The 22,359-nt window shown below is 65.1% G+C and carries 17 protein-coding genes; 4 read left to right on the top strand and 13 right to left on the bottom strand.

All coding sequences use genetic code 11. The features are described 5' to 3' along the window. Genes AB6802_RS02680 through nagA form a run of 3 tightly spaced genes read left to right on the top strand, consistent with a single transcriptional unit; the run spans nt 1 to nt 2,965 of the window. Nucleotides 1-780, top strand: coding sequence for a GntR family transcriptional regulator (locus AB6802_RS02680; protein ID WP_371008452.1), 780 nt, complete (start codon nt 1-3; stop codon nt 778-780). After that, complete coding sequence (locus tag AB6802_RS02675; RefSeq protein ID WP_371008451.1) at nt 777-1,808, top strand: SIS domain-containing protein; 1,032 nt, start codon at nt 777-779, stop codon at nt 1,806-1,808. The genes AB6802_RS02680 and AB6802_RS02675 overlap by 4 nt, the downstream gene beginning before the upstream one ends. Beyond that, nucleotides 1,805-2,965 carry an N-acetylglucosamine-6-phosphate deacetylase gene (nagA, locus tag AB6802_RS02670; protein ID WP_371008450.1) on the top strand — a complete coding sequence of 387 codons (1,161 nt, stop codon included), beginning with the start codon at nt 1,805-1,807 and terminating at the stop codon, nt 2,963-2,965. The genes AB6802_RS02675 and nagA overlap by 4 nt, the downstream gene beginning before the upstream one ends. 183 nt (nt 2,966-3,148) lie before the next feature. Here nagA and AB6802_RS02665 read toward each other — a convergent pair whose 3' ends face one another. From AB6802_RS02665 to AB6802_RS02610, 12 genes are all read right to left on the bottom strand, one after another. Next, a complete protein-coding gene (locus tag AB6802_RS02665) occupies nt 3,149-4,669 on the bottom strand; it encodes a malonyl-CoA synthase (RefSeq protein ID WP_371008449.1) in 1,521 nt (506 codons plus the stop codon). Between the two features lie 184 nt (nt 4,670-4,853). Next, nucleotides 4,854-5,594 (bottom strand): GntR family transcriptional regulator, encoded by a 741-nt coding sequence (locus tag AB6802_RS02660; protein WP_371008448.1) that lies wholly within the window; start codon nt 5,592-5,594, stop codon nt 4,854-4,856. 258 nt (nt 5,595-5,852) lie between these two features. Further along, nucleotides 5,853-6,530, bottom strand: a complete 678-nt coding sequence (gene rpe, locus AB6802_RS02655) for a ribulose-phosphate 3-epimerase (protein WP_371008447.1) — start codon at nt 6,528-6,530, stop codon at nt 5,853-5,855. Between the two features lie 191 nt (nt 6,531-6,721). Then, complete coding sequence (locus tag AB6802_RS02650; RefSeq protein WP_371008446.1) at nt 6,722-10,606, bottom strand: hypothetical protein; 3,885 nt, start codon at nt 10,604-10,606, stop codon at nt 6,722-6,724. Nucleotides 10,607-10,617: 11 nt separating this feature from the next. Further along, nucleotides 10,618-12,870 (bottom strand): YncE family protein, encoded by a 2,253-nt coding sequence (locus AB6802_RS02645; RefSeq protein WP_371008445.1) that lies wholly within the window; start codon nt 12,868-12,870, stop codon nt 10,618-10,620. Between the two features lie 185 nt (nt 12,871-13,055). After that, nucleotides 13,056-13,988 carry an alpha/beta hydrolase gene (locus AB6802_RS02640; RefSeq protein ID WP_371008444.1) on the bottom strand — a complete coding sequence of 311 codons (933 nt, stop codon included), beginning with the start codon at nt 13,986-13,988 and terminating at the stop codon, nt 13,056-13,058. A gap of 214 nt (nt 13,989-14,202) precedes the next feature. Next, a complete protein-coding gene (locus AB6802_RS02635) occupies nt 14,203-14,985 on the bottom strand; it encodes a carnitinyl-CoA dehydratase (protein WP_371008443.1) in 783 nt (260 codons plus the stop codon). Next, on the bottom strand, nt 14,978-17,056 hold the full coding sequence (locus tag AB6802_RS02630; protein ID WP_371008442.1) for an acetate--CoA ligase family protein: 2,079 nt from the start codon (nt 17,054-17,056) through the stop codon (nt 14,978-14,980). The genes AB6802_RS02635 and AB6802_RS02630 overlap by 8 nt, the downstream gene beginning before the upstream one ends. Before the next feature lie 70 nt (nt 17,057-17,126). Then, nucleotides 17,127-18,290, bottom strand: coding sequence for an acyl-CoA dehydrogenase family protein (locus AB6802_RS02625; protein WP_371008441.1), 1,164 nt, complete (start codon nt 18,288-18,290; stop codon nt 17,127-17,129). Nucleotides 18,291-18,294: 4 nt separating this feature from the next. After that, on the bottom strand, nt 18,295-19,437 hold the full coding sequence (locus AB6802_RS02620; RefSeq protein ID WP_371008440.1) for a carnitine 3-dehydrogenase: 1,143 nt from the start codon (nt 19,435-19,437) through the stop codon (nt 18,295-18,297). Nucleotides 19,438-19,439: 2 nt separating this feature from the next. Beyond that, a complete protein-coding gene (locus AB6802_RS02615; RefSeq protein WP_371008439.1) occupies nt 19,440-20,063 on the bottom strand; it encodes an HD domain-containing protein in 624 nt (207 codons plus the stop codon). A 14-nt stretch (nt 20,064-20,077) separates the two neighbouring features. Further along, complete coding sequence (locus AB6802_RS02610; protein WP_371008438.1) at nt 20,078-21,001, bottom strand: 3-keto-5-aminohexanoate cleavage protein; 924 nt, start codon at nt 20,999-21,001, stop codon at nt 20,078-20,080. Between the two features lie 79 nt (nt 21,002-21,080). Between AB6802_RS02610 and AB6802_RS02605 the strand changes: the two genes are divergently transcribed. Continuing rightward, entirely contained in the window at nt 21,081-22,061 is a 981-nt protein-coding gene (locus AB6802_RS02605; RefSeq protein ID WP_371008437.1) for a GlxA family transcriptional regulator, read from the top strand. Here the strand turns inward: AB6802_RS02605 and AB6802_RS02600 are convergent. After that, nucleotides 22,058-22,246: a hypothetical protein gene (locus AB6802_RS02600; protein ID WP_371008436.1), complete on the bottom strand. Its 189-nt coding sequence runs from the start codon at nt 22,244-22,246 to the stop codon at nt 22,058-22,060. The genes AB6802_RS02605 and AB6802_RS02600 overlap by 4 nt on opposite strands. Nucleotides 22,247-22,359 lie beyond the last annotated feature (113 nt).

Below are 22,359 nucleotides of genomic sequence, written 5' to 3'. Positions count from 1 at the left end.
ATGAGCGCCGCCGACCAGATCTTCGCCATGTTGAAGGAATCTTCGCAGAGCGGTGCGCCGCTTTACCTGCAACTGCGAAAAAGCATCGAGGAAGCGGTCAATCGCGGCCTGATCGGCCCCGGCGACGCGCTGCCGTCGGAACGTGACATCGCCAGCAAGGCCGATATCTCGCGCGTCACTGTGCGCAAGGCGGTGCAGGATCTCGTCAAGGGCGGCCTTCTTGTCCAGCGCCATGGTTCAGGCACCTTCGTGGCGCCGCGCATGGAGCGCGTCGAGCAATCATTGTCCCGGCTCACCTCCTTCACCGAAGACATGGCGCGCCGCGGCATGAGCGTGCGCTCCGTCTGGCTCGACCGCGGCCTGTTTGCGCCATCGCCCGACGAGATGATGGTGCTCGGCCTGTCCTCGACCGAGCTCGTGGCCCGCGTTTCGCGCCTGCGCGTGGCCAACGACACGCCGCTGGCGATCGAGCGCGCGGCAATTTCAGCCAGCGTGCTGCCCGATCCCGAGGCGATCGGCTCATCGCTCTATGCGACGCTGGGGTTGACCGGCAATCGCCCGGTCCGCGCCGTGCAGCGCATCTCCGCCACCAATCTCGGCGACTCCGATGCTCGCCTTCTGGAAGTACCGCCCGGGGTTGCCGGTCTGCATATCGAGCGCATTTCCTATCTTGCGAGCGGCAAGGTGATCGAATTCACCCGCTCGGTCTACAGGGGCGACGCCTATGATTTCGTCGCGGAACTCCGGCTGACCGGGCCGGGAGAGGAGAGCCGGCCATGAACGCCAACACCACTCATATGCGGCGCGAGATCGACGAGATCCCCGAGGCCGCCGCCCGTCTGCTCGACGGGTCGTCAGCCGTCCTTGCCGAGGCCGGCCGCGGCCTGCGCGAGCGCGACCCGCATTTCGTCGTCACCGTGGCGCGCGGCTCCTCCGACCACGCCGCGACGTTCATGAAATACGCGGTCGAGCTGACGGCAGGTCTTGCCGTCGCTTCGGTCGGTCCGTCGATCGCCTCGATCTACGGCGCCAAGCTGAGATTGCGTGGCTCCGCCTGCCTTGCGATCTCGCAATCCGGCAAAAGCCCCGACATCGTTGCCATGGCAGAGACGGCACGGGCCGGCGGCGCGCTGACTGTTGCCATCACCAACACGGCCGACTCGCCGCTGGCGCGCGCTTCGGATTACGCCATCGATATCCTCGCCGGGCCGGAGCGCAGCGTCGCGGCCACCAAGACCTTCGTCAATTCGGCCGTCGCCGGTCTGGCGCTGATGGCGCACAGCACCGGCGATCAGGCGTTGCTGGCCGCGCTCGCCCGGCTCCCCGAGCATTTCGAGAAAGCGATCGCCTGCGACTGGATGGCGCTGGCCGCCGCGCTCGAGAACCCGCAATCGCTGTTCATCCTCGGTCGTGGTCCGTCCTTCGCGATCGCCAGCGAGGCGGCGCTGAAATTCAAGGAAACCTGCGCCATGCATGCCGAGGCCTACAGCGCCGCCGAGGTCATGCACGGGCCGCTGGCCCTGGTCGGGCCGGGTTTCCCGGTTCTGGCGCTTGCTGCCCGCGATGCATCCGAGCCGTCCGTTGCCGAGGCCGCCGACAGCGTCGCGGCCAAGGGCGCGGCCGCTTTCATCACGTCGGACAGGGCAAAGGCGGCCAGGCTTCTGCCGCATGTCGCCACTGGACATCCGCTGACCGATCCGCTGCCGCTGATCGTGTCCTTCTACGGCTTCGTCGAGGCCTTCGCCCGTCATCGCGGTCTCGATCCGGACACCCCGCGCAACCTGCGCAAGGTGACGGAAACCGTATGAGCGACCGTTTCGCACTCACCGGCGCCCGTATCTTCGACGGCGACGACTGGCATGACAATGCCGCCCTCGTCGTCAACGGCGATGTCGTCGAGGCCATCCTGCCCGCCGGTGCGCTTCCATCCGGCGTGACGCCCGTCGACACCGGCGGCGGCCTGCTGGCGCCGGGCTTCGTCGACATCCAGGTCAATGGCGGCGGCGGCGTCATGCTCAACGACCATCCCGATGTCGCCTCGATCGAAACCATCTGCCGCGCCCACGCGCCCTTCGGCACCACGGCGCTGCTGGTAACGCTGATCACCGATACGCCGGCGATCACCACTGCCGCCATAACAGCCGGCACGGAGGCAGCCCGGGAAAAAGTGGCGGGTTTCCTGGGTCTGCATCTGGAGGGGCCGCATCTCTCCATTGCCCGCAAGGGTGCGCATGATCCGGCGCTTATTCGGCCGATGACCGATGCCGATCAGGCGGCGCTTATCGGACTGCGCCGGGATCTGCCGGTGTTGCTGACTACGATTGCGCCGGAATCGGTTGACGTATCCCGTGTCACGGCTTTGGCCAAGGCCGGCGTCATCGTCAGCCTCGGCCATTCCGACACCGGCTACGAGACGGCCAACGCGTTTGCCGTGGCCGGCGCCACGGTGGTCACGCATCTGTTCAACGCCATGAGCCAGATCGGCAATCGCGAGCCTGGCCTTGCCGGCACGGCAATCGATGTCGGCAGTCTGTCGGCCGGCATCATCGCCGACGGCATCCACGTCCACCCGGCCACCATGATATTGGCGCTGCGCGCCAAGCAAGGCCCGGGCAAGATCGTGCTGGTCACCGACGCCATGGCGACGATCGGCACCGACATGACGTCCTTCACGCTCAACGGCCGCACCGTCTATCGCAAGGATGGCAGCCTCAGGCTTGCCGACGGCACGCTGGCCGGCGCCGATCTGGACATGATCTCGGCGGTGCGCTTCGTCCATCGCGTCGTCGGCCTGGAACTCGCCGAAGCTTTGCGCATGGCCTCGCTCTATCCGGCGCAAGCGATCGGCCAGGCGCATCGGCTGGGCCGCTTCGCCAACGGCACAGCGGCCGACATCGTTGGGCTGACGGACGAGCTGGACGTCAGCGGCGTTTGGATCGGGGGTGAGAAGGTTTTTGCTGCCTAGGCCCCTCGCGCTTTCGTCATCCTCGGGCTTGACCGGAGGATCCATGCCGTGACTGCTGCCGTAGAGCGCAACGGTGCAGAATTCTGTAACCGCTGCAACGCCTTAGCGTCACGGCATGGATCCTAGGGTCTGCGCCGCGTCGCTTCGCTCCTTGCTTCGCCCTAGGATGACGACGCAGTGTTGTTAGCCGGCTTTGTCATAAATACCCTTATACGCGTCGCGCAGAACATTCTTCTGCACTTTGCCCATCGTGTTGCGCGGCAGGTCGTCGACGAAGATCACCTGCTTCGGATGCTTGTACTTCGCCAGCCGTTCAGCGATGGCCAGGGCGATGTCGGCGGCGCTGATCGCAGATCCCGGCTTGCGCACCACGACCGCGGTGACGCCCTCGCCGAAGTCCGGATGCGCTATGCCGATCACCGCGCTCTCAGCGACGCCGTCCAGCGCGTCGATTTCGCTTTCGATCTCCTTCGGATAGACGTTGTAGCCGCCCGAGATGATCAGGTCCTTGCCGCGCCCGACGATGTGGACATAGAAGTCGGCATCGATCAGGCCGAGGTCGCCGGTGATGAAGAAGCCGTCCTTTCTGAACTCGGCTTTCGTTTTCTCGGGCATGCGCCAATAGCCGGCAAAGACATTCGGCCCTTTGACCTCGATCATGCCGATCCCGCCTTGCGGGACTTGATCGCCTGTTTCAGGATCGGTGACGCGCAGCGAGACACCCGGCAACGGAAAGCCGACCGTGCCGGCGCGCCGCTCGCCGTCATAAGGGTTGGACGTGTTCATATTGGTTTCGGTCATGCCGTAGCGCTCGAGGATGGCGTGACCCGTGCGCTCGCGCCAGGCCTTGTGTGTCTCGGCCAGCAGCGGGGCCGAGCCTGAAATGAACAGCCGCATGGAGCTGGCGGCCTGCTCGTTCAAGCCATCCTGCTGCAGCAGCCGCACATAGAAGGTCGGCACGCCCATCAAAACCGTGGCGCGCGGCAGCAGCGAAACAAGACGAGCCGGGTCGAACTTGCGTTCGAACAGCATTCTGGCGCCTGCGATGAGGGCGACGTTGGTGGCGACGAACAGGCCATGCGTGTGGAAGACCGGCAGCGCGTGGATCAGCACGTCGTCGGCGGTGAAGCGCCAGCAATCGGCAAGCACCCGCGCGTTGGAAGCGAGGTTCTCGTGGCTGAGCATCGCCCCCTTGGAACGTCCGGTCGTGCCGGAGGTATAGAGGATGGCGCAGAGGTCGTCCGGGCCGCGTGCGACATCGTGGAAATCCGACGGCAAGCGCGACGCTTGTTCCATCAGCGAGCCCTGGCCGCTGCTGCCGAGCGTTGCGGTGGCAGCGCCTGTCGTTTGTGCCAGCGCCTCGATCTCCGTTGCCCGTGCCGGATCGCAGACGACCAGCCGCGGCTTCGCGTCACCGAGGAAATACGCCAATTCGGCCAGCGTGTAGGCGGTGTTGAGCGGCAGGAAGACGGCGCCGGCGCGCACGCAGGCGAGATAGAGCAACACCGCTTCGGGGCTTTTCTCGACCTGCACGGCGACGCGATCGCCGGGCTGGACGCCCATCTGCAGCAGCGCATGCGCGAGCTGCGCCGATCTCGCCAGCATGTCGCCATAAGAGATCGAATGCCCGTCATCCGTCTCCATCAACAAACGGCCGGGCGCCGGCATGCGGTTGCGGAAGGTGTCGAACAAGTGGTTGGTCATGGTCGTTCCTGGCATATCGACGAAGCCTTGGTCGGCTCGTCATATTTGCCAGAGCAAATAACAGATTTGCCGTTGGACGACAGCTATAGCGTTCACCGTTTCACGGAAACGGCGAACCGCTTTAGCTCGCGCTTCTGACGCTATTCCGGACGGAAAACCGCTTCACGCTTTTCCTGGAATTGCTCTATTTGCGGACGCGCCGAGCCTTGCCTGCGGCCAACGGCGCATAGCCCTGGTTGAAGCGCTCCATGCAGAGCGCCGCCGTCATGCGGTAGTGATTGAGCAAGGCTCCGACAGCGCCGTCGGCATCGCCGTCCAGCGTGCGCTCGGCAATCGTTCGATGCTCTCCGATGTCATCGCGCTCGGTTCCGGGGCCGCGCTGCGAGATCAGCCGGTATCGCGAGGCCTGGTCGGAAAGCTGGTCGCAAAAGCCGATCAGCCAATGCGACCGGCAGGCCGAGATCAAGGCGCGGTGGAAGGCGCGGTGCAGCTTTTCCCATTCCGGATTGTTGGTCGCCGGATCGTCTGGCAGGCGCCGGTCTGCCCGCGCCAGGCGATGCAAGGCGAGCACCAGCTGCTCTTCCCATTCGGCGGTGCGATGGGCGATGGATTCGCGCAGCGCGCGTTCCTCCAGCCAGCAGCGCGTGTGCGTCAGCTCTTCGAGCTCGGCCGCGCTCACCGGCATCAGGAAGAAGCCGCGCTGGTCGTGGCGTCCGAGCAGGCCTTCGGCGGCCAGGCGGTTGAGCGCCTCACGGACAGGCGACGCGCCGGCTCCATAACGGGCGACGACCCATTCGACGCGAAGCTTGCTTTCGCTTTCCAAGGCTCCCCGCAGAAGGTCATCGCGGAGTTGATGGTACACTGAGCTGGCCAGCGTGCTCTTGGCACCCTTGCCTTCGTCCGGATCGCCGGTCCCGTATGTCAAACTGGCTCCTGTCCCCGCTCTTGCCTCGTCAGGGCTCTGTCGCGAAGCAATATCCCGCGCACGTATCATACCGTTGGGCTTTTCTGCCTCAAGCGGAAGATGACGATATTCGACTTTAAGACGAGACGAGTGGTCCCATTATCGATCGAAGTAAAGCGCGGTCAGGAAAAGATGAGATTTATCGACAAGTCGATATATTGAACAATGGTTCAACAACAGGTGCGTACAGTCGCCCCGCGAGAGTGGAACCAGGGGCATTTAACTGACAGCCCTGTCTGCCGCCGAGCGGATCGCTTCGATGTTTGCCCGATAGGCTTCGACACTATCGCCTTTGAACACCGCGGCACCCGCCACCAGCACACTGGCGCCGGCCGCGGTCACCAGCGGCGCCGTCTCCGGCGAAACGCCGCCGTCGATCTCGATGCGGATTGGCCGATCGCCGATCAGCGCTTTCACGCGCTTCACCTTGTCGACGATGGCCGGGATGAAGGCCTGCCCGCCGAAGCCCGGATTGACGGTCATGATCAAGATCAGGTCGAGCCGGTCGAGCACATACTCGATCGCCGATTCCGGCGTCGCCGGATTAAGCGCGACACCAGCCCGCTTGCCGAGGCTCTTGATGGTCTGCAGCGAGCGGTCGAGATGCGGGCCGGCCTCGGCATGCACGGTCATGCCGTCGCAACCGGCTTCGGCGAAGGCCGCGAGATAGGGGTCGGCCGGCGCAATCATCAAATGGCAATCGAAGAAGGCCTTGGTGCGGCTGCGGATCGCCTTGATCACCGGCGGGCCGAAGGTGATGTTGGGGACGAAATGGCCGTCCATCACGTCGAGATGGATCCAGTCGGCGCCTGCGGCCGCAACGGCTTCGACTTCGTCACCCAACTTCGAGAAATCCGATGCCAGCACTGACGGCGCGATCAGGGTTTTCTTGCTCATGCTGCAATCTCCCAGCGGTCCTGCGCGTGTTGCCGCGCCTGTCAGGGCGATTGCCTAGACCATGATCCAGTCAAGGGGAAGCATGTTTTCGATGGCGCCTTGGTGCCCTTGCCTGACCGACCATCTTCGATGTGGAAAAGAAAACCCGCCGGATTGCTCCGGCGGGGTGTCGTCTTCAGTCGACCGAGAAATTACGGCTTGAAGTTCTGGATGTTGTCGCCGTTCGGGTCCTGCAGCAGGCGCCGTGGCTGGCGTGGCTCCCGCTGCGGCAGCTGACGCAGCAGGTTCGGGTTGAGCAATATGCCGGGGTTGATCTCGATACCCGGCCGCCGACGTGTCGGCGTGCAATCCGGGAACCGTCCGACTGTGCCCACCGGGCAGCGCTGCTTGATGAACATAGGCTGGCACTGTCCGTCTATGTAGCGCGAGCCAGGAGCGCATTCCTGCCGTGGCTTGCGACAGGCGCCGTCGCGAACCTCGGTTCCACGCGGGCAGACGCAGTCGCCCCGTTTGTTGTGGGTCTGGCCGCGGATCGTGCACTGCTCCTGGGTCGGCTTCGGCCGCTGGCAGGCCCTGCCGCGTACCTCCAGGCCGTCCGGACAGGCGCAATTGCCATTGGCATCGCGCACCTGGCCACGGATCGGGCACTGCTTGCTCAGGATCGGCCGGCAGGCGCCGTCCCGCACCTCCATCCCGCTCGGGCAGACGCAGTCGCCGTTGCCGTCGCGGAACTGACCCCGGATACGGCACTGTCCAGGCGGCTGCCTGTCCGGCACGCAGGCCTTCGCCATGCGGTCAAGATGCGTGCCGTCCGGGCAATAGCAGCCGTTGCCGCCCGATGTCGGCACCGCGCCGCGCACTGAACAGGTCTGCTGGATGACCTGGCAGATGCCATCCACCAGCTCGCCGCGGCGGCAGACGCAATTGCCGTCCCGGTCGCGGTACTGTCCAGGGCGCAGCGTGCACTGCGGCTCTTCCGGCTGGTCACCCTGCACGCATTTGCCGTTCGCCAGCTCGGTGCCGCGCGGGCAGACGCAACGTCCGTCCTCGGTCCGGATCTGGCCTTGCAGCAGGACGCAGCGCGGCGGTGGCGGCAGCGGCAACAGTTTGGTGCCGCCACCCGAACATTGGCCGTCGCGGAAGGTAGTGCCGACCGGGCAGGCGCAGCGGCCGGCCGAGTTGAGCACCAGCCCATTCGAGCACTGTTTCTTCACCTCATGCCTGATGGTGAAGGGGTGGCAAGCATAGGCCTTGCCGCGGTCGCCCTGGGCGGTGGTCAGATCACGCGACAGCACCTCGCCGCCGCCCTGCACCGGCGTGTCCGGTGGGAGCACGCCAACGCAATTCTGGCCGTTGACCGAACCCTGCAGATCGGCGAGACGCCCATCCTCGGGAAGGATCACGGTGACGTGGTGGCTATGGCTTTCGCCGGCCCCCAGCGTCAGGTTGGCGATGCAGGAGGCCGGCAGGCTTGCCGGTTCCGGCGAGCAGCCGAAGGGCGGGTCGATCGAGGTGATCTGAACGCCCTCCAGCCGGCCAAGCCCTTCCACGCCGATCGCATCGCCGATGCGGACCGGACCGGAGAAGGGGTTTTGGCCATCGTTCGTGATGGTGATCTCGAACGAGCAGGGTTGACCTGGCTGGCACTCGGCATCGCCGGTCTTCTCGACACGGATGTTCGAGCCGCCGCCGCCCTTCGCGCAGGCCTGATTGATCGGGTAGACGATGTCGTCGCCCGGGGCCGGCCCGTAAGAGCCGCGCGCGCAGTTCTCGAACGCCCCTCGGTCGCTGACCGTCACGTCGAAGTGCCGGCTGGTTCCGGGCGTCATCACGGCGCCGGGAATCTGGCAGGACAGCGAGTTGGCCGGCACCGGACCGCAACTCCAGTCCGCACCATCCGGGGTCACGGTCTGGACCTGCACCGGACCGCCGCCGGACACCAGCGTTGCGGCATCGTTGACCCGCACCGGTCCGCTGGGAGCAGCGGTGCCGGCATTGGTGACCGTTATGCGGCAGGCGGTCATTCCGGCGCGAACGAGTTGTTCTCCGCCGCACACCTTGGTGATGCGCAGGCCGGGCTGCCCACCATTCGGATGGCGGATGCGTTCGGTCGCGCAGGACTTGTTGTTGTCGAGGTCGACCTCACCGGGAATGGCCTTCACCTCGGCGCAGTTCTCCACCGTATCCGGCCGGTAGTTCGCCGGCATCACCGTCTTGACGACGATCGATGTCGTGGCACCCGCGGGCAGTGAGATGCCGGCGTTGTCGCAGCGGAACTGTCCGGGGCCGTTCGGGCCGCAGGTCCAGGGCGGGCTCGGCCCGAAGGTCGAGGAGGTCGGCGCGCCGCCGGGGTAGCTGTCGCTCACCGTCAACGGGCCGTTATAGGTATTGCTGCCGTTGTTGATGATGTCGATCACGAAATAGCAGACGCCGTCGGCCGTGCAGACCGGAATGCGGGCGCGCTTCTTCAGGATCAGGTCGACCTTCTTTTCGACCGGCGGGCTGCACTGCGGGTCGCGATCGCCACGGCGGCAGATCGGGATCGAAGCGCAGCCGCGGTCGTTGTACTGGCTGCCGAACAGCGGCTTGCCGCTGGCGTCGTAATCATAAGTCGCGCAGTTGCGCAGCACGCTGCCTTGCCAGCCGCCGGCCGGCTTGAAGCCGAGCTTGAGGTTGACGGAGGCGCCGGGGTTGAGCGTGGTCACCGGATAGGTGCACGTCATCGGCGTCGTTGCAGGAGCGCAGGCCCAGGGCGCGTTCGGCCCCGAGGTCAGCACCGAACCAGCCGGCAGCGTCACCTCGTCGAGCACGATCTTGCCGTTATAGGGCGCGTCGCCGACATTGCTGACCGTGATGGTGAAGTCGCAGCCGCCGGCCATCGTGCAACGCGGCACGTCGGCATGCTTCTCGACTTTGAGGTCCGGTTCCTTGTCCTTGGGTGGGCACCTCAGGTCACGCGGGACGACGATGTCGATGACCTGCGTGCAGCAAAGCCCCCAGCCTTCCTTCGGTCCGGCATAGGTCTCGATGCCGGTGACGATGAGGTGGATGGTCTCGCCGGGCGAGGCGCCGATGATCTTCCAGTTCAGCACGCCGCCGCCGACCGGCACTTTCTGCATGTCGGGAACGATGCTGATGCCGGGGGTCGTCGTCGACACCTGCACCCATTTGCCGCCCATCTCCGGGCCGACCGGCATATGGTAGATGAAGGCGCCGCCGCCGGGCACGCAATCGACCGTGCCGCGCTCGACCTTGAAGCATTCCTTGCCGGGAGGTGGTGGCGGCCGGTCGCATTTGGTGACGTCGATATGGACCGTCGTCTTCGCACCGGTAAGCAGATTGCCGTCATCCGGCTTGCTTGGGTCCTGCGAGGGGATGATGGTCCCCGTGCCGGTTCCGGCCGTCACCTTGATCAGGCCCTGGTTGTCGACATTGGCTGGCGCGGGAAACGCCGCCTGGTCGATCTTGGCCAGGATCTGGAAGGTGATGGTGCGTTCGTTCGGTGCGCCGGAACCGTCGAGGTCGGAGGCGGAGATCCGGAAATCGGAAACCGTCGCCGTGTCGTCCGGATTGGCCGAGCTGCTGATCACGGCCGCCGGCAGCGGTCCGCCGGAGCCGTCGGTGCCGTCGCCGGTCACATGCACGCTGACGATCTTCAGACCGTGCGCAAGCTGGTCCTTGAACTCGATCTTGGCGTTCTTGAGCGCAGCGGCGAAGGCCGGATTGCCGAAGGCCTGCTCATTGCCGCGCAGGCCGAAGGTCAGCGTGTAGGAAACATAGTCGCAGCTGCGCTGGCCGCCCGTCTTGGTGAAGAAGGGCACGATGCGGCCAGGTTCGGGATTGATGACGCGCGGATTGTCCAGGTCGAGCCTGGGCTCGGCGCCGGCAATAGTGGTGATCTTGGCCGGCGCTGTGTCTTCCGCAAGTGCCGGCAAGGCCGGCATCATGGCGACCGCGATACCGGCCGCCATCAGCCAGCGCGCACCGCGCCTGGCATATGACAGGGGTTTCATGATCGTCTCCATGACGGTTTTCGGATTGCTCGAAGCGAGGCGGGAACGGCTGAGATTGTTCATCTGTCCCTCCCTCAACGTTCGCAGCTGATTGCTGGGGTTCTGAGCGGCAGTGTCACCTTGCAGCAAGGGTAGTAGCCACCCTTGTCCTGGTCGGTCTTGCGGTAGAAGCAGAGCCCGACATTGACGGTGTCGCCAGGATTATGGCCGGTGATGTCGACCGTGTAGGGCTTGCCCGGCACGTGCGACATGGGGGTTGTCACCCCGACGCCGGGCGTCCTGGACTGCGCCTTGATCGAATCGCCGCCAAAGCCGGCATGGTCATGGAGAGTGAGATCGGCCCGCAGTCCGCGCGGCGTGCAGTAATAGTGCACGTCCTCGACGTCCACGCAGGGTGGCAGATTGCCGGGCGGTGGGAAGTCCGGCGGATAGAACGGAGGCAGGTAACCGCCGCCCTCGATTTCCTCATAATAGCCGGCGCGGCCTTCGCAGGGGCGCCAGACCCTTACGTCGCCGACATGGCCTTCGACCTCCGGGTCCTCGAAATAGCCGTCGAAGTCGACGAACCATGAGCCGAAGGGCGGAACGTTTGCCGGCTTGACCAGCGCGCTCGGCGTCAACTGCACGCCGTGCACGGCAAGCGGCCCGCCGGCGGCGAGGCGCTCGGCAAGCTCGGGATTGTCGCGCAGTTTGTCGCCGGTGTTGACGACGGTGTCGGTACAGACGCTGGTGTCGAGATTGCCGTCGGAATCATAGCCATATTGCAGGTCGACGCCGCCGGCCGATTGCCGGTTGCCCTGCGGGAAGCCGACCGCGTATTCCTGAGGCACCTCGACCCAGGTCGATTCGGTTGCCGGATCGTCCGGGTCCTCCTGCCAGTAGCGGATCAGCTCGCCCTTGCCGGAATCGGCGAAGCGGCTGTAATCGTAGCGGTTTTCGACCGGGCCGCGCTGGGCGAGATACATGAAGCCCTTGTTGTCGAACGCGATATCGGTGACGGCGTAGTCCTTGTCGGCCTTGACCGTCAGCTCCCAGCGCGGATCGCCGGCGAAACTGCCGTCGCGCGCTATGCCGACCGACCAGATCTCGGATTTTTCACCGACCGAATAATAGAGCCGGCCGCCGTGATAGGAGACCGCCCAGACGCGGCGTTCATCCTGCGTGTAGCCCCAGGTCTCGGGGTCTTCCGTGTCGAAGGCGGCGCCCTGGATGTCCATGACCGCCCCGTCGTCGGCGACCGGGGCCAGGCTATGCGCCGGACGCCCGGCAACGCCATGGTCGAATGTGTCGATCAACTTGCCGGTGGCGTCGATGCGATGGATCAGGCCGGTGTCGAGATCGGAAGCGAAGAACTGGCGGTGGATCGGATCGAAGGCGAGGTTGCCGATGCCGGGTCCGCTGTTGGTGTCGATATCGGCGAATTTGGAGACCGCGCCCGTAATGCCGTCGATCTTCCAGATCGTGCCCGGACCGCCGCCATCCTCGGTGCCGAACTGGCCGTCCATGAAGCTGGCCCCCGCGGTGCCGCGACGCTGCCGCTCCGGACGCCCGTCGCTGTCGGCGTCCGGCGTGACGATCTCGACGCCGTGCAGCGAGGTCGCCGCCGCGTAGAGGTTGGGAATGCCCGACGGCACGCCGTCGCGCACGCCGTCGTCATAGGTGAGGCCGAACACCTCGCCGATCTGGCCGGCCGTCACCTCGAAGGGCGGCGGCGTGAAGACGAGCTGGCCAGAGGCCGGGCCGCCGAGATGCGAAACGTCGAAAACGCGCAACGTGGCGCGCGAGGTGTCGATGAATGTCTCGTCGACCGGATCGACCCCGGGAGGCAGGCCCCCCTTTCCGGAATCAGCAGACTCGAAATCGGGGATGATGGTGCCGGGGAAGCCGGTCACCGCCATCGATCCGGGATAGATGATCTGGGTCTCCTGCGCCTGGGCGGCGCTGCCGAGCCACAGGCCGGCGGTCAATGCCAGGGCCAGGATTCCGCTGGTGGCCTTGATGACGCGACGCAAACGGCGTGCGCGCGAGGGCACGAACGAGCAAGACATTGAACTCCCCCCGAAGTCTGCGGAAGGAACGTCCCAGCTCGCCGCGCCAATCAGGGCAGGGCGCGGCTTTCCGGCACGTTCTTCCCCGATCGAATTGTCTGCTTTCCTCGGCCTAACGATACGCCTGCTCCTGGGCAGGGTCAACGGAACGAGCGGAAAGCCCAGCGCATCGATCCTCTCCCGAAGGCGATGATCGCGCTGGGCCCCCGTTGTTCCCGGAGACCGTGGAGCCTCTGGGTTTCTGGTCATGGGGCTTTTGCCTTTCCGGGGCCGCACCATTGCGGCGCCTGGCCATCAGTCGCGGGCTGGAGCGCAAAGGTTCATGCAAAACGATGGCTGGAACTGTTCGCCGTTTCACAGAGGCGGCGAACTGCACGGGTTTTCGCATCACGGAGTTCTGGGGAAGAACCGCGAGAAGCGTCTCCCGGGAGGCTACTCAGGCCGACACGTCCGCCGGCAAACAATCACCAGATCCAGTCGCCCTTGCCCAGCACCGAAACCGCCTCGACGATCCGGCTGAAGCTGGCGCGCGCCCGGCCGACCGTGTGTCGCGCTCTCAGATAGCCGTGCACAAGGCCAGGCTCTTCGAACCAATAAGCGCGGCCGCCGGCGGCAAGGACGCGGTCGCGATAGGCCTCGCCGTCGGAAGACAGCGGATCGCATTGCGCGGTGATCAGCACTGTCGGCGGCAGATTGGTGAAATCGGCATCGGCCAGTGGGTAGAGCTTGACGTCGCCCGTACGGTCGACGCCGCCGGTGCGGATATGCTTGTAGAACTCGAGGTCGCGCACTGTCAGCATCGGCGCGTCAGCGTGCCTGAGATACGAGCCCTTGGAACGGTCGCCGCCAAGGCCGGGATAGATCAGCACCTGGCCGATCGGTTTTTTGGCATGGCCGCGGGTGGCGTGGGCGACAGCCGCGCAAAGGTTGCCGCCGGCGCTGTCGCCGCACAGCACGACCGGGCAGTCGTAAGTCCCGGCCGCCCATTCGAAGGCGGCGAGCGCATCGTCGAAGGCCGCCGGATGCAGATGCTCCGGCGCCAGCCGGTAATCGACCGAGACCACGTCAAAGCCGGTGCGGGCGCAAAGCTCGGCGCAGACATCGTCGTGGCTGTCCAGCCCGCCGAGAATGAAGCCGCCGCCATGGATGTAGAGCACGGTCGCGGCTTTGTTCGGCGTGGCGTTGCGATAGATGCGGATTGGGATGCTGCCGGCGATAGTCGTCGTTTCGGCCGCCACGCCGTCCGGATAGCCGGCAAAGAATTCGCGGCACATCCGGTCGTAGATCGCGCGCTGTTGCTCGATCGTGGAGTCGATCGTGTCGGGCGGGTAATAGGAATTGGTCTTCTCGATGAAGGCCCAGGTCTCAGCGTCGATCAGGGTTTTGTAGTCGGTCATGCTGGCTGCACCGACTCGAAAGGTCGAGCCCAGGCCCCCCTCTCTGTCCTGCCGGACATCTCCCCCTCAAGGGGGGAGATCAGATGTCGCCGATGCTTTCGCCAATCGCCAACGTTGCCAGGGGAGCGCCGGCGCCAAAGCTGCCAATCTCCCCCCTTGAGGGGGAGATGCCCGGCAGGGCAGAGAGGGGGGCCTGGCGCCGTCATCTCCGACGTTATCGCCCCTTCCACACGGGATCGCGCTTCTCGGCAAACGCCCGGAACCCCTCCATATTGTCTTCCGATCCGTAGAGCGCATCCACCGTCGCCAGCTGCCGCCGCGTCACGCGGTTCATCGCGTCCTGGAAGGTCAGCGATTCCGCAACCCGCGCCGTCTCCTTGATGGCCGCGAACACCAGCGGCGGGCCGCTGGCCAAAAGCCGGGCAATCTCCCAGACGCGATCCTCGAGCTTCTCCTTGGGCAGCACCTCATTGACCAGGCCCCAGCGATGCGCCTCGGCGACATCCATCCAGCGGCCGGTGAGCAGAAGGTCCATGGCAACATGATAAGGGATGCGCTTCGGCAGCTTGATCGTCGCGGCATCGGCCAGCGTGCCGGCGCGGATTTCGGGCAGTGCGAAGGAGGAATGATCGGCAGCGAAGATGAGGTCGCAAGACAGCGCCAGTTCGAAGCCGCCGCCCACCGCCATGCCGTTGACGCAGGCGATCACCGGCTTGTTGAGGTCGCGCAATTCCTGCAGACCGGCAAAGCCACCGACGCCATAGTCGCCGTCAACCGCGTCGCCGCCGGCAGCCGCCTTGAGGTCCCAGCCGGCGCAGAAGAACTTGTCGCCGGCGGTCTTGACGATGGCGACGCGCAATTCCGGATCGTCGCGAAACGCCTTGAAGGTCTCGCCCATCAGCTGCGACGTTTTCAGGTCGATGGCATTGGCCTTCGGCCGGTCGAGCGTGACTTCGAGGATCGTGCCCTCGCGGCGGGTGGTGATGACGTCAGCCATTCTTCTTTTCTCCAAGCACCAAAAGGGCGTCCGCGATCCAGGCGCCCTTGCCCTCGGCGCAGACGATCAGCGGATTGATGTCGAGTTCCTCGATGTCGCCGGCGTTCTTCTGCACGAAGTCGGCAATGCCGGCGATCGCCTCGATGGCTGCCTTTACGTCAGCCTTGGGCCGGCCGCGATAACCTTCCAAGAGGGGATAGAGCTTGAGGCCGCGCAGCGCCGCCTCGATATCGTCGCGGGTCGCCGGCAGCATCAACGTGACGCTGTCGCGCAGCAATTCGACCAGCACGCCGCCGGTGCCGAGCGTCATCACCGCGCCGAACATCGGATCGCGGGTGAAGCCGACGATCAGCTCGGCGACGCCGTCGCGCACCATGCGCTCGACATAGAGGCCGGTGCCGAGCGGCAGGAGATCATGCGCCGCGGTGCTGACGGATTCCGCGTCCTTGAGGTTGAGCCTGACAGCGCCGACCTCGGACTTATGGGTGACACCCAGCGCCTTCAGCGCCACCGGGAAGCCGAGCGCCATCGACGAGATCACCGCCTCGACCGCATTGGCGGCGCGCTCGGCCTTCGGCACCGGCAGGCCGGCCTTGATCAGGCGCGCTTTGGCTTCGGCCTCGTCAGGGGTAGTACGGTCGCCTCCGGCCGCGCCGGCAGCCGTCGTGTCGATCGGCTGCGCCTGCGGCTCGGCCCAGGCCCAGCCGATGAAGGCTGCTGCGCCTGCGGCATCCATGGCCTCGGAAATGCCGAACAAGGGCACCATGCCGCGCGCCATCAGCTCGGCGGTGTATTCCTCCGGCAGGTTTTCCGGCAGCGAGGAGACAATCGCGCCATGCGCCTTGTTGGTCTTCAGCGCCGCCTCGAAGGCGCGCAGCGTCGCCCACCAGTCGGTGACCGAGCAGCGGTCGGGGCGCGGGAAATCGAGCACCAGCATGTTGAGGTCGAAGCCGCCCGACACCATGGCGGTGAAGGTGGCGGTCATCGCCGGCTCGTTGTTCCAGATGAAGGTGTGGTAGTCGAGCGGGTTGGCGACCGCGACAAGCGGCCCAAGCGTCGACTTGACATGGGCGCGATGCTTGCTGGTGAGCTCCGGGAAATTGACCCAGCGCCCTTCTGCGCTGTCGGCCATCACGGAGGCTTCGCCGCCCGAACAGCTCATCGACGACAGCCGGTAACCGGGCAGCGGTCCGGTGACATGCAGCAGCTTCAGCGCTTCGATAAAGGCAGGAATTGAATCGACGCGCGCAATGCCGAGCCTCCGCAGGAAGGCGCCGGAGGCGGCATCCGAACCGGCCAGCGAAGCGGTGTGCGACACGGTCGCCTGCCTTGCCTGTTCCGAGCGGCCGACCTTCATGGCGATGATCGGTTTCTTCAGTTCGCGTGCTCGTGCGGCTAGCTTCTCGAAGCCGGCTACCGAATCGAAGGCCTCGATGTGCAGGCCGAGTGAGGTGACGCGGTCATCTTCGATCAGGCCAAGCGCCATCTCCGACAGGCCGGTCTGCGCCTGGTTGCCGGCCGTCATCAGGAAGGCGATCGGCAGGCCGCGCTTCTGCATCGTCATGTTGATGGCGATGTTGGACGACTGGGTGATGATGGCGACGCCCTTGCCGCCTTCATCAAGCCGGATGCCGCCATGCTGGTCGGGCCATAGCAGCGCGCCGTCGGCATAGTTGATCAGGCCATAGCAATTCGGTCCGATGATCGGCATCTGGCCGGCTGCGGCAACCAGTTCTGCCTGCAGCCGCTCGCCGTCCTCGTCATAGGCCTCGGTCTCCAGGAAGCCGGCGGCAAAGCAGACGGCGCCGCCGGCGCCGCGCTCGGCCAGCGCCTTGACCACCTCGATGGTGAGATGGCGGTTGACGCCGACAAAGGCGGCGTCCGGCGCTCCGGGAAGCTCGGCGACGGATCGGTAGGCCTTGCGGCCGGCCACTTCTTCCTTGGTCGGATGCACCGGCCATATTTCGCCGGCAAAGCCCATCTTGATCGATTGCGCAACAACGGCGGCGGCCTGCGCGCCGCCGAACACGGCGATCGATTGCGGGCGCAGGAGACGTTCAAGCTTATGCATAGTCCCGTCTTTTCTTGTTTTGATGCATGTCGTTTCCCCAAAACCGCTTTGCGCTTTTGGGCGACATGGATTAGGCCCCGAACGGGCGCAGCAGCGCCCGCGAAATGATGTGGCGCTGAATTTCCGACGTGCCTTCCCAGATGCGCTCGACGCGGGCGTCGCGCCAGATGCGCTCCAGCGGCAGGTCGTCCATCAGCCCCATGCCGCCATGGATCTGGATCGCTTCGTCGGCGACGAAAGCCAGCATTTCGGTGGCCTTCAGCTTGGCCATCGCCATGTCCTGATCCGTGACGGTGCCCTGATCGTACTTCCAGCCGGCTTCGAACACCATCAGGTCCGCCGCCTTCAATTCCGTCGCCATGTCGGCGAGCTTGAACGACACGCCCTGGAACTTGCCGATCTGCTGGCCGAACTGCTGGCGCTGCGCTGAATATTCAATGGCGTGGCCGAGCGCGCGCTCGGCACGGCCGAGGCAAGTGGCGCCAACCTGCAGGCGCGTGGCGCCCAGCCAGGAGTTGGCGACCTCAAAGCCCTTGTGCACTTCGCCCAGAACCTGGGAAGCCGGCAGCCGGCAATCGTCGAACTCGAGGATCGCGTTGGTGTAGCCGCGATGCGAGACGTTGCGGTAGCCGTCGCGCACCGAAAAACCCTTGGTGCCCTTGTCGACGAAGAAGGCGGTGATCTTCTTGCGCTTGCCGCGCGACGTTTCTTCCTCGCCCGAAGCCATGAAACAAATCGCGAAATCGGCAAGATCGGCATGCGAGATGAAGTGCTTGGTGCCGTTAAGCACCCAGTCGTCGCCATCCTGCACGGCGGTTGCCTTCATGCCACGCAGATCCGAGCCCGCGCCGGGCTCGGTCATTGCCAGGCAGTCCCACTTCTCGCCACGAATGCAGGGGAAAAGATACTTTTCGCGCTGCTCCGGCGTGCCGGCAAGCAGGATGTTGGAAGGCCGCGCCACGCAGGTCCAGTGCAGCGCGTAATTGGCGCGGCCGAGTTCCTTTTCGTAGAGCAGCCAGGTCACCGTATCCAGGCCCGCGCCGCCGACATCGGCCGGCATGTTGGCCGCGTAGAGGCCGGCTTCGATCGCTTTGGCTTTCAATTCCTCGATCAGCTCGCGGCGCAGCACGCCGGTGCGCTCCACCTCGCGCTCATGCGGATAAAGCTCGTTCTCGACGAAGGCGCGCGTCGTCTCGACGATGAGCTTTTGTTCTTCCGAAAGACCGAAATCCATGGCCTCAGCCCTTCTTCTTGCCGCTCTTTTTCTTCGGCTTCTCGATCTTGACTGCCTTGACCGGCTTCTCGGCCTTTGCCGGCTTGGCCGCTTTCTTCGCCGACTTGACAGCTTTTGCCTTGTCCGCAGCCTTGGCGGCCGGCTTCGCCGCCAGCTTGGCGAGCTGCTTGGTGTAGTCCTTATGCAGCGCGCCGGCGCCCCAGCCCTTGCCCTTGTTCTGTTTCGACAGCGCATCCATGATCGCGACCAGATTGTCGTCGCGGATCCGCTCCAGCTCGCGGATCGACAGGCCATGCGCCTGCTCGTCCGACTGCGTTGCGATCAGGTCGACCAGCTCGTCGTTGAACTCCGGCACGTCCATCAGCTTGGTCCACGGCCATTTCAGGCACGGCCCGAACTGCGCCATGAAATGGCGCATGCCGGCTTCGCCGCCGGCGACGCGATAGACCTGGAACATGCCCATCTGCGCCCAGCGCAGGCCGAAGGAGTAGCGCATGATGTCGTCGAGTTCCTCGACGGTGCAGATGCCGTCCTTGACCAGCCACAGCGCCTCGCGCCAGGCGGCTTCGAGCAGACGGTCGCCGACGAATGCTTCGATCTCCTTGCGCACCACCACCGGCTTCATGCCGATCGAGGCATAGAGCTCCTTGGCGACTTCGATGGCCTCGGGAAAAGTCTGCTCGCCGCCGACGATCTCGACCAGCGGCAACAGATAAACCGGGTTGAACGGATGGCCGACCACCAGCCGCTCGGGATGCTTCTTCATCGCCACCTGCATGTCGGTCGGCTTGATGCCGGAGGTCGACGAACCGACGATGGCGTTGGCCGGCGCATGCGCGTCGATCTCGGCCAGCACCCTGTGCTTGAGGTCGAGCCGCTCCGGCACGCTTTCCTGGATGAAGTCGGCATCGGCCACCGCTTCGGCGATGGTCTTGGCGAAGGTCAGCTTGCCTTCCTTGGGCAGGCCGCCGGGCAGCATCTGCTTATAGGCGCGGCGCGCGCCCTTCATCACTTCCGAGACCTTGCGCGACGCTTCCGGATCGGGATCGAAGATCGACACATCGATGCCGTTCAACAGCAGCCGCGCCACCCAGCCGGCGCCGATGACACCGCCGCCAATGGCGGCCGCCTTGTTGATGATGCTCATGGTCAGGCTCCGGTTCTTGTCTTGGCTGTTTCGGGATCGATGAGGGCCACGCGCTCGCCGGCGCGGATCACCGCCGGATCGTAGGCCTTGCGGGCGAAGACTTCGAGCACGAAGGGCCGGAAGAACTCGACCGGCATCGTCTCGTAGTCGGGGTCGAAGCTCGACTGGTCCCAGCGTTCGCAGAACTGGTCGCAATCGTCGAAATAGGCGTGGCCGGCAAAGCGGTCGCGGGCGTGGCGGTTGCCGCCCAGATGATGCGCGTAGTAGAGCCGCTGGAAGTCGCCGTGCTTCTCCACCACCCAGGTGCATTGCTCGCGCACGAAGGGCTTCAGGATCGACGCGGCATATTCGTCGTGATTGTAAGGTGCATAGATGTCGCCGATGTCGTGCAGCAGCGCGCAGGCGATCCAGTCGGTATCGGCGCCGTCGCGCCAGGCTCGCGTCGCGGCCTGCAGGGAGTGGCCCAGCCTTGTAATCTTGTAGCCGGACAGGCCTTCGTCGAGCTGCACCAGCGCGTCGAGCAAGCGCTCGCCGGTCTTGGCGGCATAGTCGATTTCATGGGCGGTCAGGAACTCGTAGTCTTGCCTGTCGCCGTCCTTCATCGCGGTGAATTTTACGATCGTCATGGTCAGCCTCCGCTTTACGCCGCGGCTGCGATTGGCGCCCGCTTGGTCAGGTTGAGCTTCTTGCGCACTTCGTCCGGCCCGAGGATCCGGGCGCCGAGATTGGTTACGATGTTTGCGGCGCGTTCGACCAGCTGGGCGTTGGCCGCCAAAACACCTTTGTCGAGCCACAGATTGTCTTCCAGCCCAACGCGCACATTGCCGCCGGCCAGCACCGCCGCGGCTGCGTAGGCCATCTGGTTGCGGCCGATGGCGAAAGCCGACCAGTTCCAGGTCGACGGCACATTGTTGACCATCGCCATGAAGGTGTTGAGATCGTCGGGCGCACCCCACGGCACGCCCATGCAGAGCTGCACCAGCGCGTCGGCGTTGAGCACCTTTTCCTCGACCAACTGCTTGGCGAACCATAAATGGCCGGTATCGAAGGCCTCGATCTCGGGCTTGACGCCCAGCGCCGTCATCATGCCGCCCATGGCGCGCAGCATGCCGGGCGTGTTGGTCATGACGTAATCGGCCTCGTTGAAATTCATCGTGCCGCAATCAAGCGTGCAGATCTCCGGCAGGCATTGGCGCACATGTTCCATGCGGTTGGTCGCGCCGCCCATGTCGGTGCCTTTTTCGTTGAGCGGCAGCGGCGCCTCCGTCGAACCGAACACCATGTCGCCGCCCATGCCGGCGGTGAGGTTCAGCACCACGTCGACATTGGCGTCGCGGATGCGCTCGGTCACTTCGCGGTAGAGATGGACGTCACGCCTCGGCTTGCCGGTCTCGGGATCGCGGACATGGCAGTGGACAATGGCGGCGCCGGCCTTGGCGGCATCGATCGCCGAATCGGCGATCTGCTTGGGCGAGCGCGGCACATGCGACGAGCGGTCCTGCGTGCCGCCGGAACCGGTGACGGCACAGGTAATGAAGACCTCACGGTTCATCGCGAGCGGCATAGAACTCTCCTCCCAGTCGGAAACAGAGCACAGCATTGCGCGACTTGCGAGGGACTGTTTTGCACTTTACGAAGGAGGTATGACTAAAAACGAAAAGCCGACAATCTTTCGCGTTGAGCACTCGCCGCTCAAGGTGACGCTGCTGGTGTTTTCCGGAGCATCCATCATGTGCGTGGCGTGCACCGTCGATCCGCTGCGCGCCGCCAACCGCATCGCCGGCGAAACCCTGTTCGACTTCAAGCTGGTTTCGGTGACCGGCGAGGCGCCGGTCACGACATGCGGCCTGCCGGTGGCGGTCAGCGGCCGATTCGATGCCGCGGAACCAACCGATGTCCTGATCGTGGTCGCGGGCTTCGGCACCCAAAACTATGCCACGTCGGCGCTGCTCGCCGGGCTGCGCCGCGCGGCGCGCTCGGCCCGAGCCTGCGGCGGCGTCGAGGCCGGCACCTGGCTGGTTGCGCGCGCCGGCCTGCTGGAAGGGCGCAGCGCCACCACCCACTGGGAGGACATGGAGGATTTCTCGTCGGCCTTTCCGGGCGTCGATGTACGCCCCGATCGATACATCGTCGACGGGCCGGTCTTCACCACGGGCGGTGCGTCGCCGACCCTGGACCTGATGTTGCACCTCATCCGCACCCGGCTCGGCATGGCCGTGGCGCTCGATGTGGCAAGCGCATTCATCTATGATCAGTCGCGCGTGGCGACCGATGCGCAGCCGCTGGTTTCGCTTGGCCGGCTCGATGGCTACGATCCACGCCTGGCGCAAGCCATCCGGCTGATGGAAGCGCATGTCGACCAGCCGCTGACCATAGAAGCCATAGCCAAGCGCGCCGGCGTGACGGCGCGCACCCTGGAAAGCATCTTTCGCAAGTCGATCGGCGAGACGCCGGGCGCCTATTATTTGAGACTGCGCCTGGGCGCGGCGCGCCGGCTGGTGGTCGACACGCGGGTGGCCATGGCGGATATCGCCGGGCGGACGGGATTCTCGTCCGCCGCGGCGTTTTCCAGGGCATTTTCGAGGGCTTTCGGCGAAGCGCCGGTCAGGCTTCGCCGGGGTTAAGCGGCATTCTTGTCCAACTGCGAGCGCATCTGTCGCGCCAGACGGATTTCAAAACGGTTGCTGACGGCGCGGTCCCATTGGGTTTTCACGTCGTCGGTTGGTCTCGGCAACGCCATCAGCCGATCGATGATCGATCCGGTCTCGCCGGATGAGAGCAGGGCGTCGATTTCGCGTTCGTGCTGCATATCGGTTCGCCTCCTTCCTTTTCACCCGCCACAGGCCATCCTTATACGAGCTACGTGACGGCAGTTTGAAGGCAGGAGCGAGGTGATTGAGGGGCGGCGCGGGGCAAAGTTTT

It is taken from the genome of Mesorhizobium sp. RCC_202 (assembly GCF_041355295.1).
In the GTDB taxonomy this organism is placed as follows: Bacteria; Pseudomonadota; Alphaproteobacteria; order Rhizobiales; family Rhizobiaceae; genus Mesorhizobium.
The sequence above is the reverse complement of the archived record's forward strand: the minus strand, read 5'-3'. Positions and strand labels throughout refer to the sequence as shown.

Bases quoted from the DNA above. Each gene is read 5' to 3' on its own strand.
- AB6802_RS02680 (WP_371008452.1), top strand. From the start codon at position 1: ATGAGCGCCGCCGACCAGATCTTCGCCATGTTGAAGGAATCTTCGCAG.
- AB6802_RS02675 (WP_371008451.1), top strand. From the start codon at position 777: ATGAACGCCAACACCACTCATATGCGGCGCGAGATCGACGAGATCCCC.
- nagA (WP_371008450.1), top strand. From the start codon at position 1,805: ATGAGCGACCGTTTCGCACTCACCGGCGCCCGTATCTTCGACGGCGAC.
- AB6802_RS02665 (WP_371008449.1), bottom strand. From the start codon at position 4,669: ATGACCAACCACTTGTTCGACACCTTCCGCAACCGCATGCCGGCGCCC.
- rpe (WP_371008447.1), bottom strand. From the start codon at position 6,530: ATGAGCAAGAAAACCCTGATCGCGCCGTCAGTGCTGGCATCGGATTTC.
- AB6802_RS02650 (WP_371008446.1), bottom strand. From the start codon at position 10,606: ATGAACAATCTCAGCCGTTCCCGCCTCGCTTCGAGCAATCCGAAAACC.
- AB6802_RS02645 (WP_371008445.1), bottom strand. From the start codon at position 12,870: ATGGTGCGGCCCCGGAAAGGCAAAAGCCCCATGACCAGAAACCCAGAG.
- AB6802_RS02640 (WP_371008444.1), bottom strand. From the start codon at position 13,988: ATGACCGACTACAAAACCCTGATCGACGCTGAGACCTGGGCCTTCATC.
- AB6802_RS02635 (WP_371008443.1), bottom strand. From the start codon at position 14,985: ATGGCTGACGTCATCACCACCCGCCGCGAGGGCACGATCCTCGAAGTC.
- AB6802_RS02630 (WP_371008442.1), bottom strand. From the start codon at position 17,056: ATGCATAAGCTTGAACGTCTCCTGCGCCCGCAATCGATCGCCGTGTTC.
- AB6802_RS02625 (WP_371008441.1), bottom strand. From the start codon at position 18,290: ATGGATTTCGGTCTTTCGGAAGAACAAAAGCTCATCGTCGAGACGACG.
- AB6802_RS02620 (WP_371008440.1), bottom strand. From the start codon at position 19,437: ATGAGCATCATCAACAAGGCGGCCGCCATTGGCGGCGGTGTCATCGGC.
- AB6802_RS02615 (WP_371008439.1), bottom strand. From the start codon at position 20,063: ATGACGATCGTAAAATTCACCGCGATGAAGGACGGCGACAGGCAAGAC.
- AB6802_RS02610 (WP_371008438.1), bottom strand. From the start codon at position 21,001: ATGCCGCTCGCGATGAACCGTGAGGTCTTCATTACCTGTGCCGTCACC.
- AB6802_RS02605 (WP_371008437.1), top strand. From the start codon at position 21,081: ATGACTAAAAACGAAAAGCCGACAATCTTTCGCGTTGAGCACTCGCCG.
- AB6802_RS02600 (WP_371008436.1), bottom strand. From the start codon at position 22,246: ATGCAGCACGAACGCGAAATCGACGCCCTGCTCTCATCCGGCGAGACC.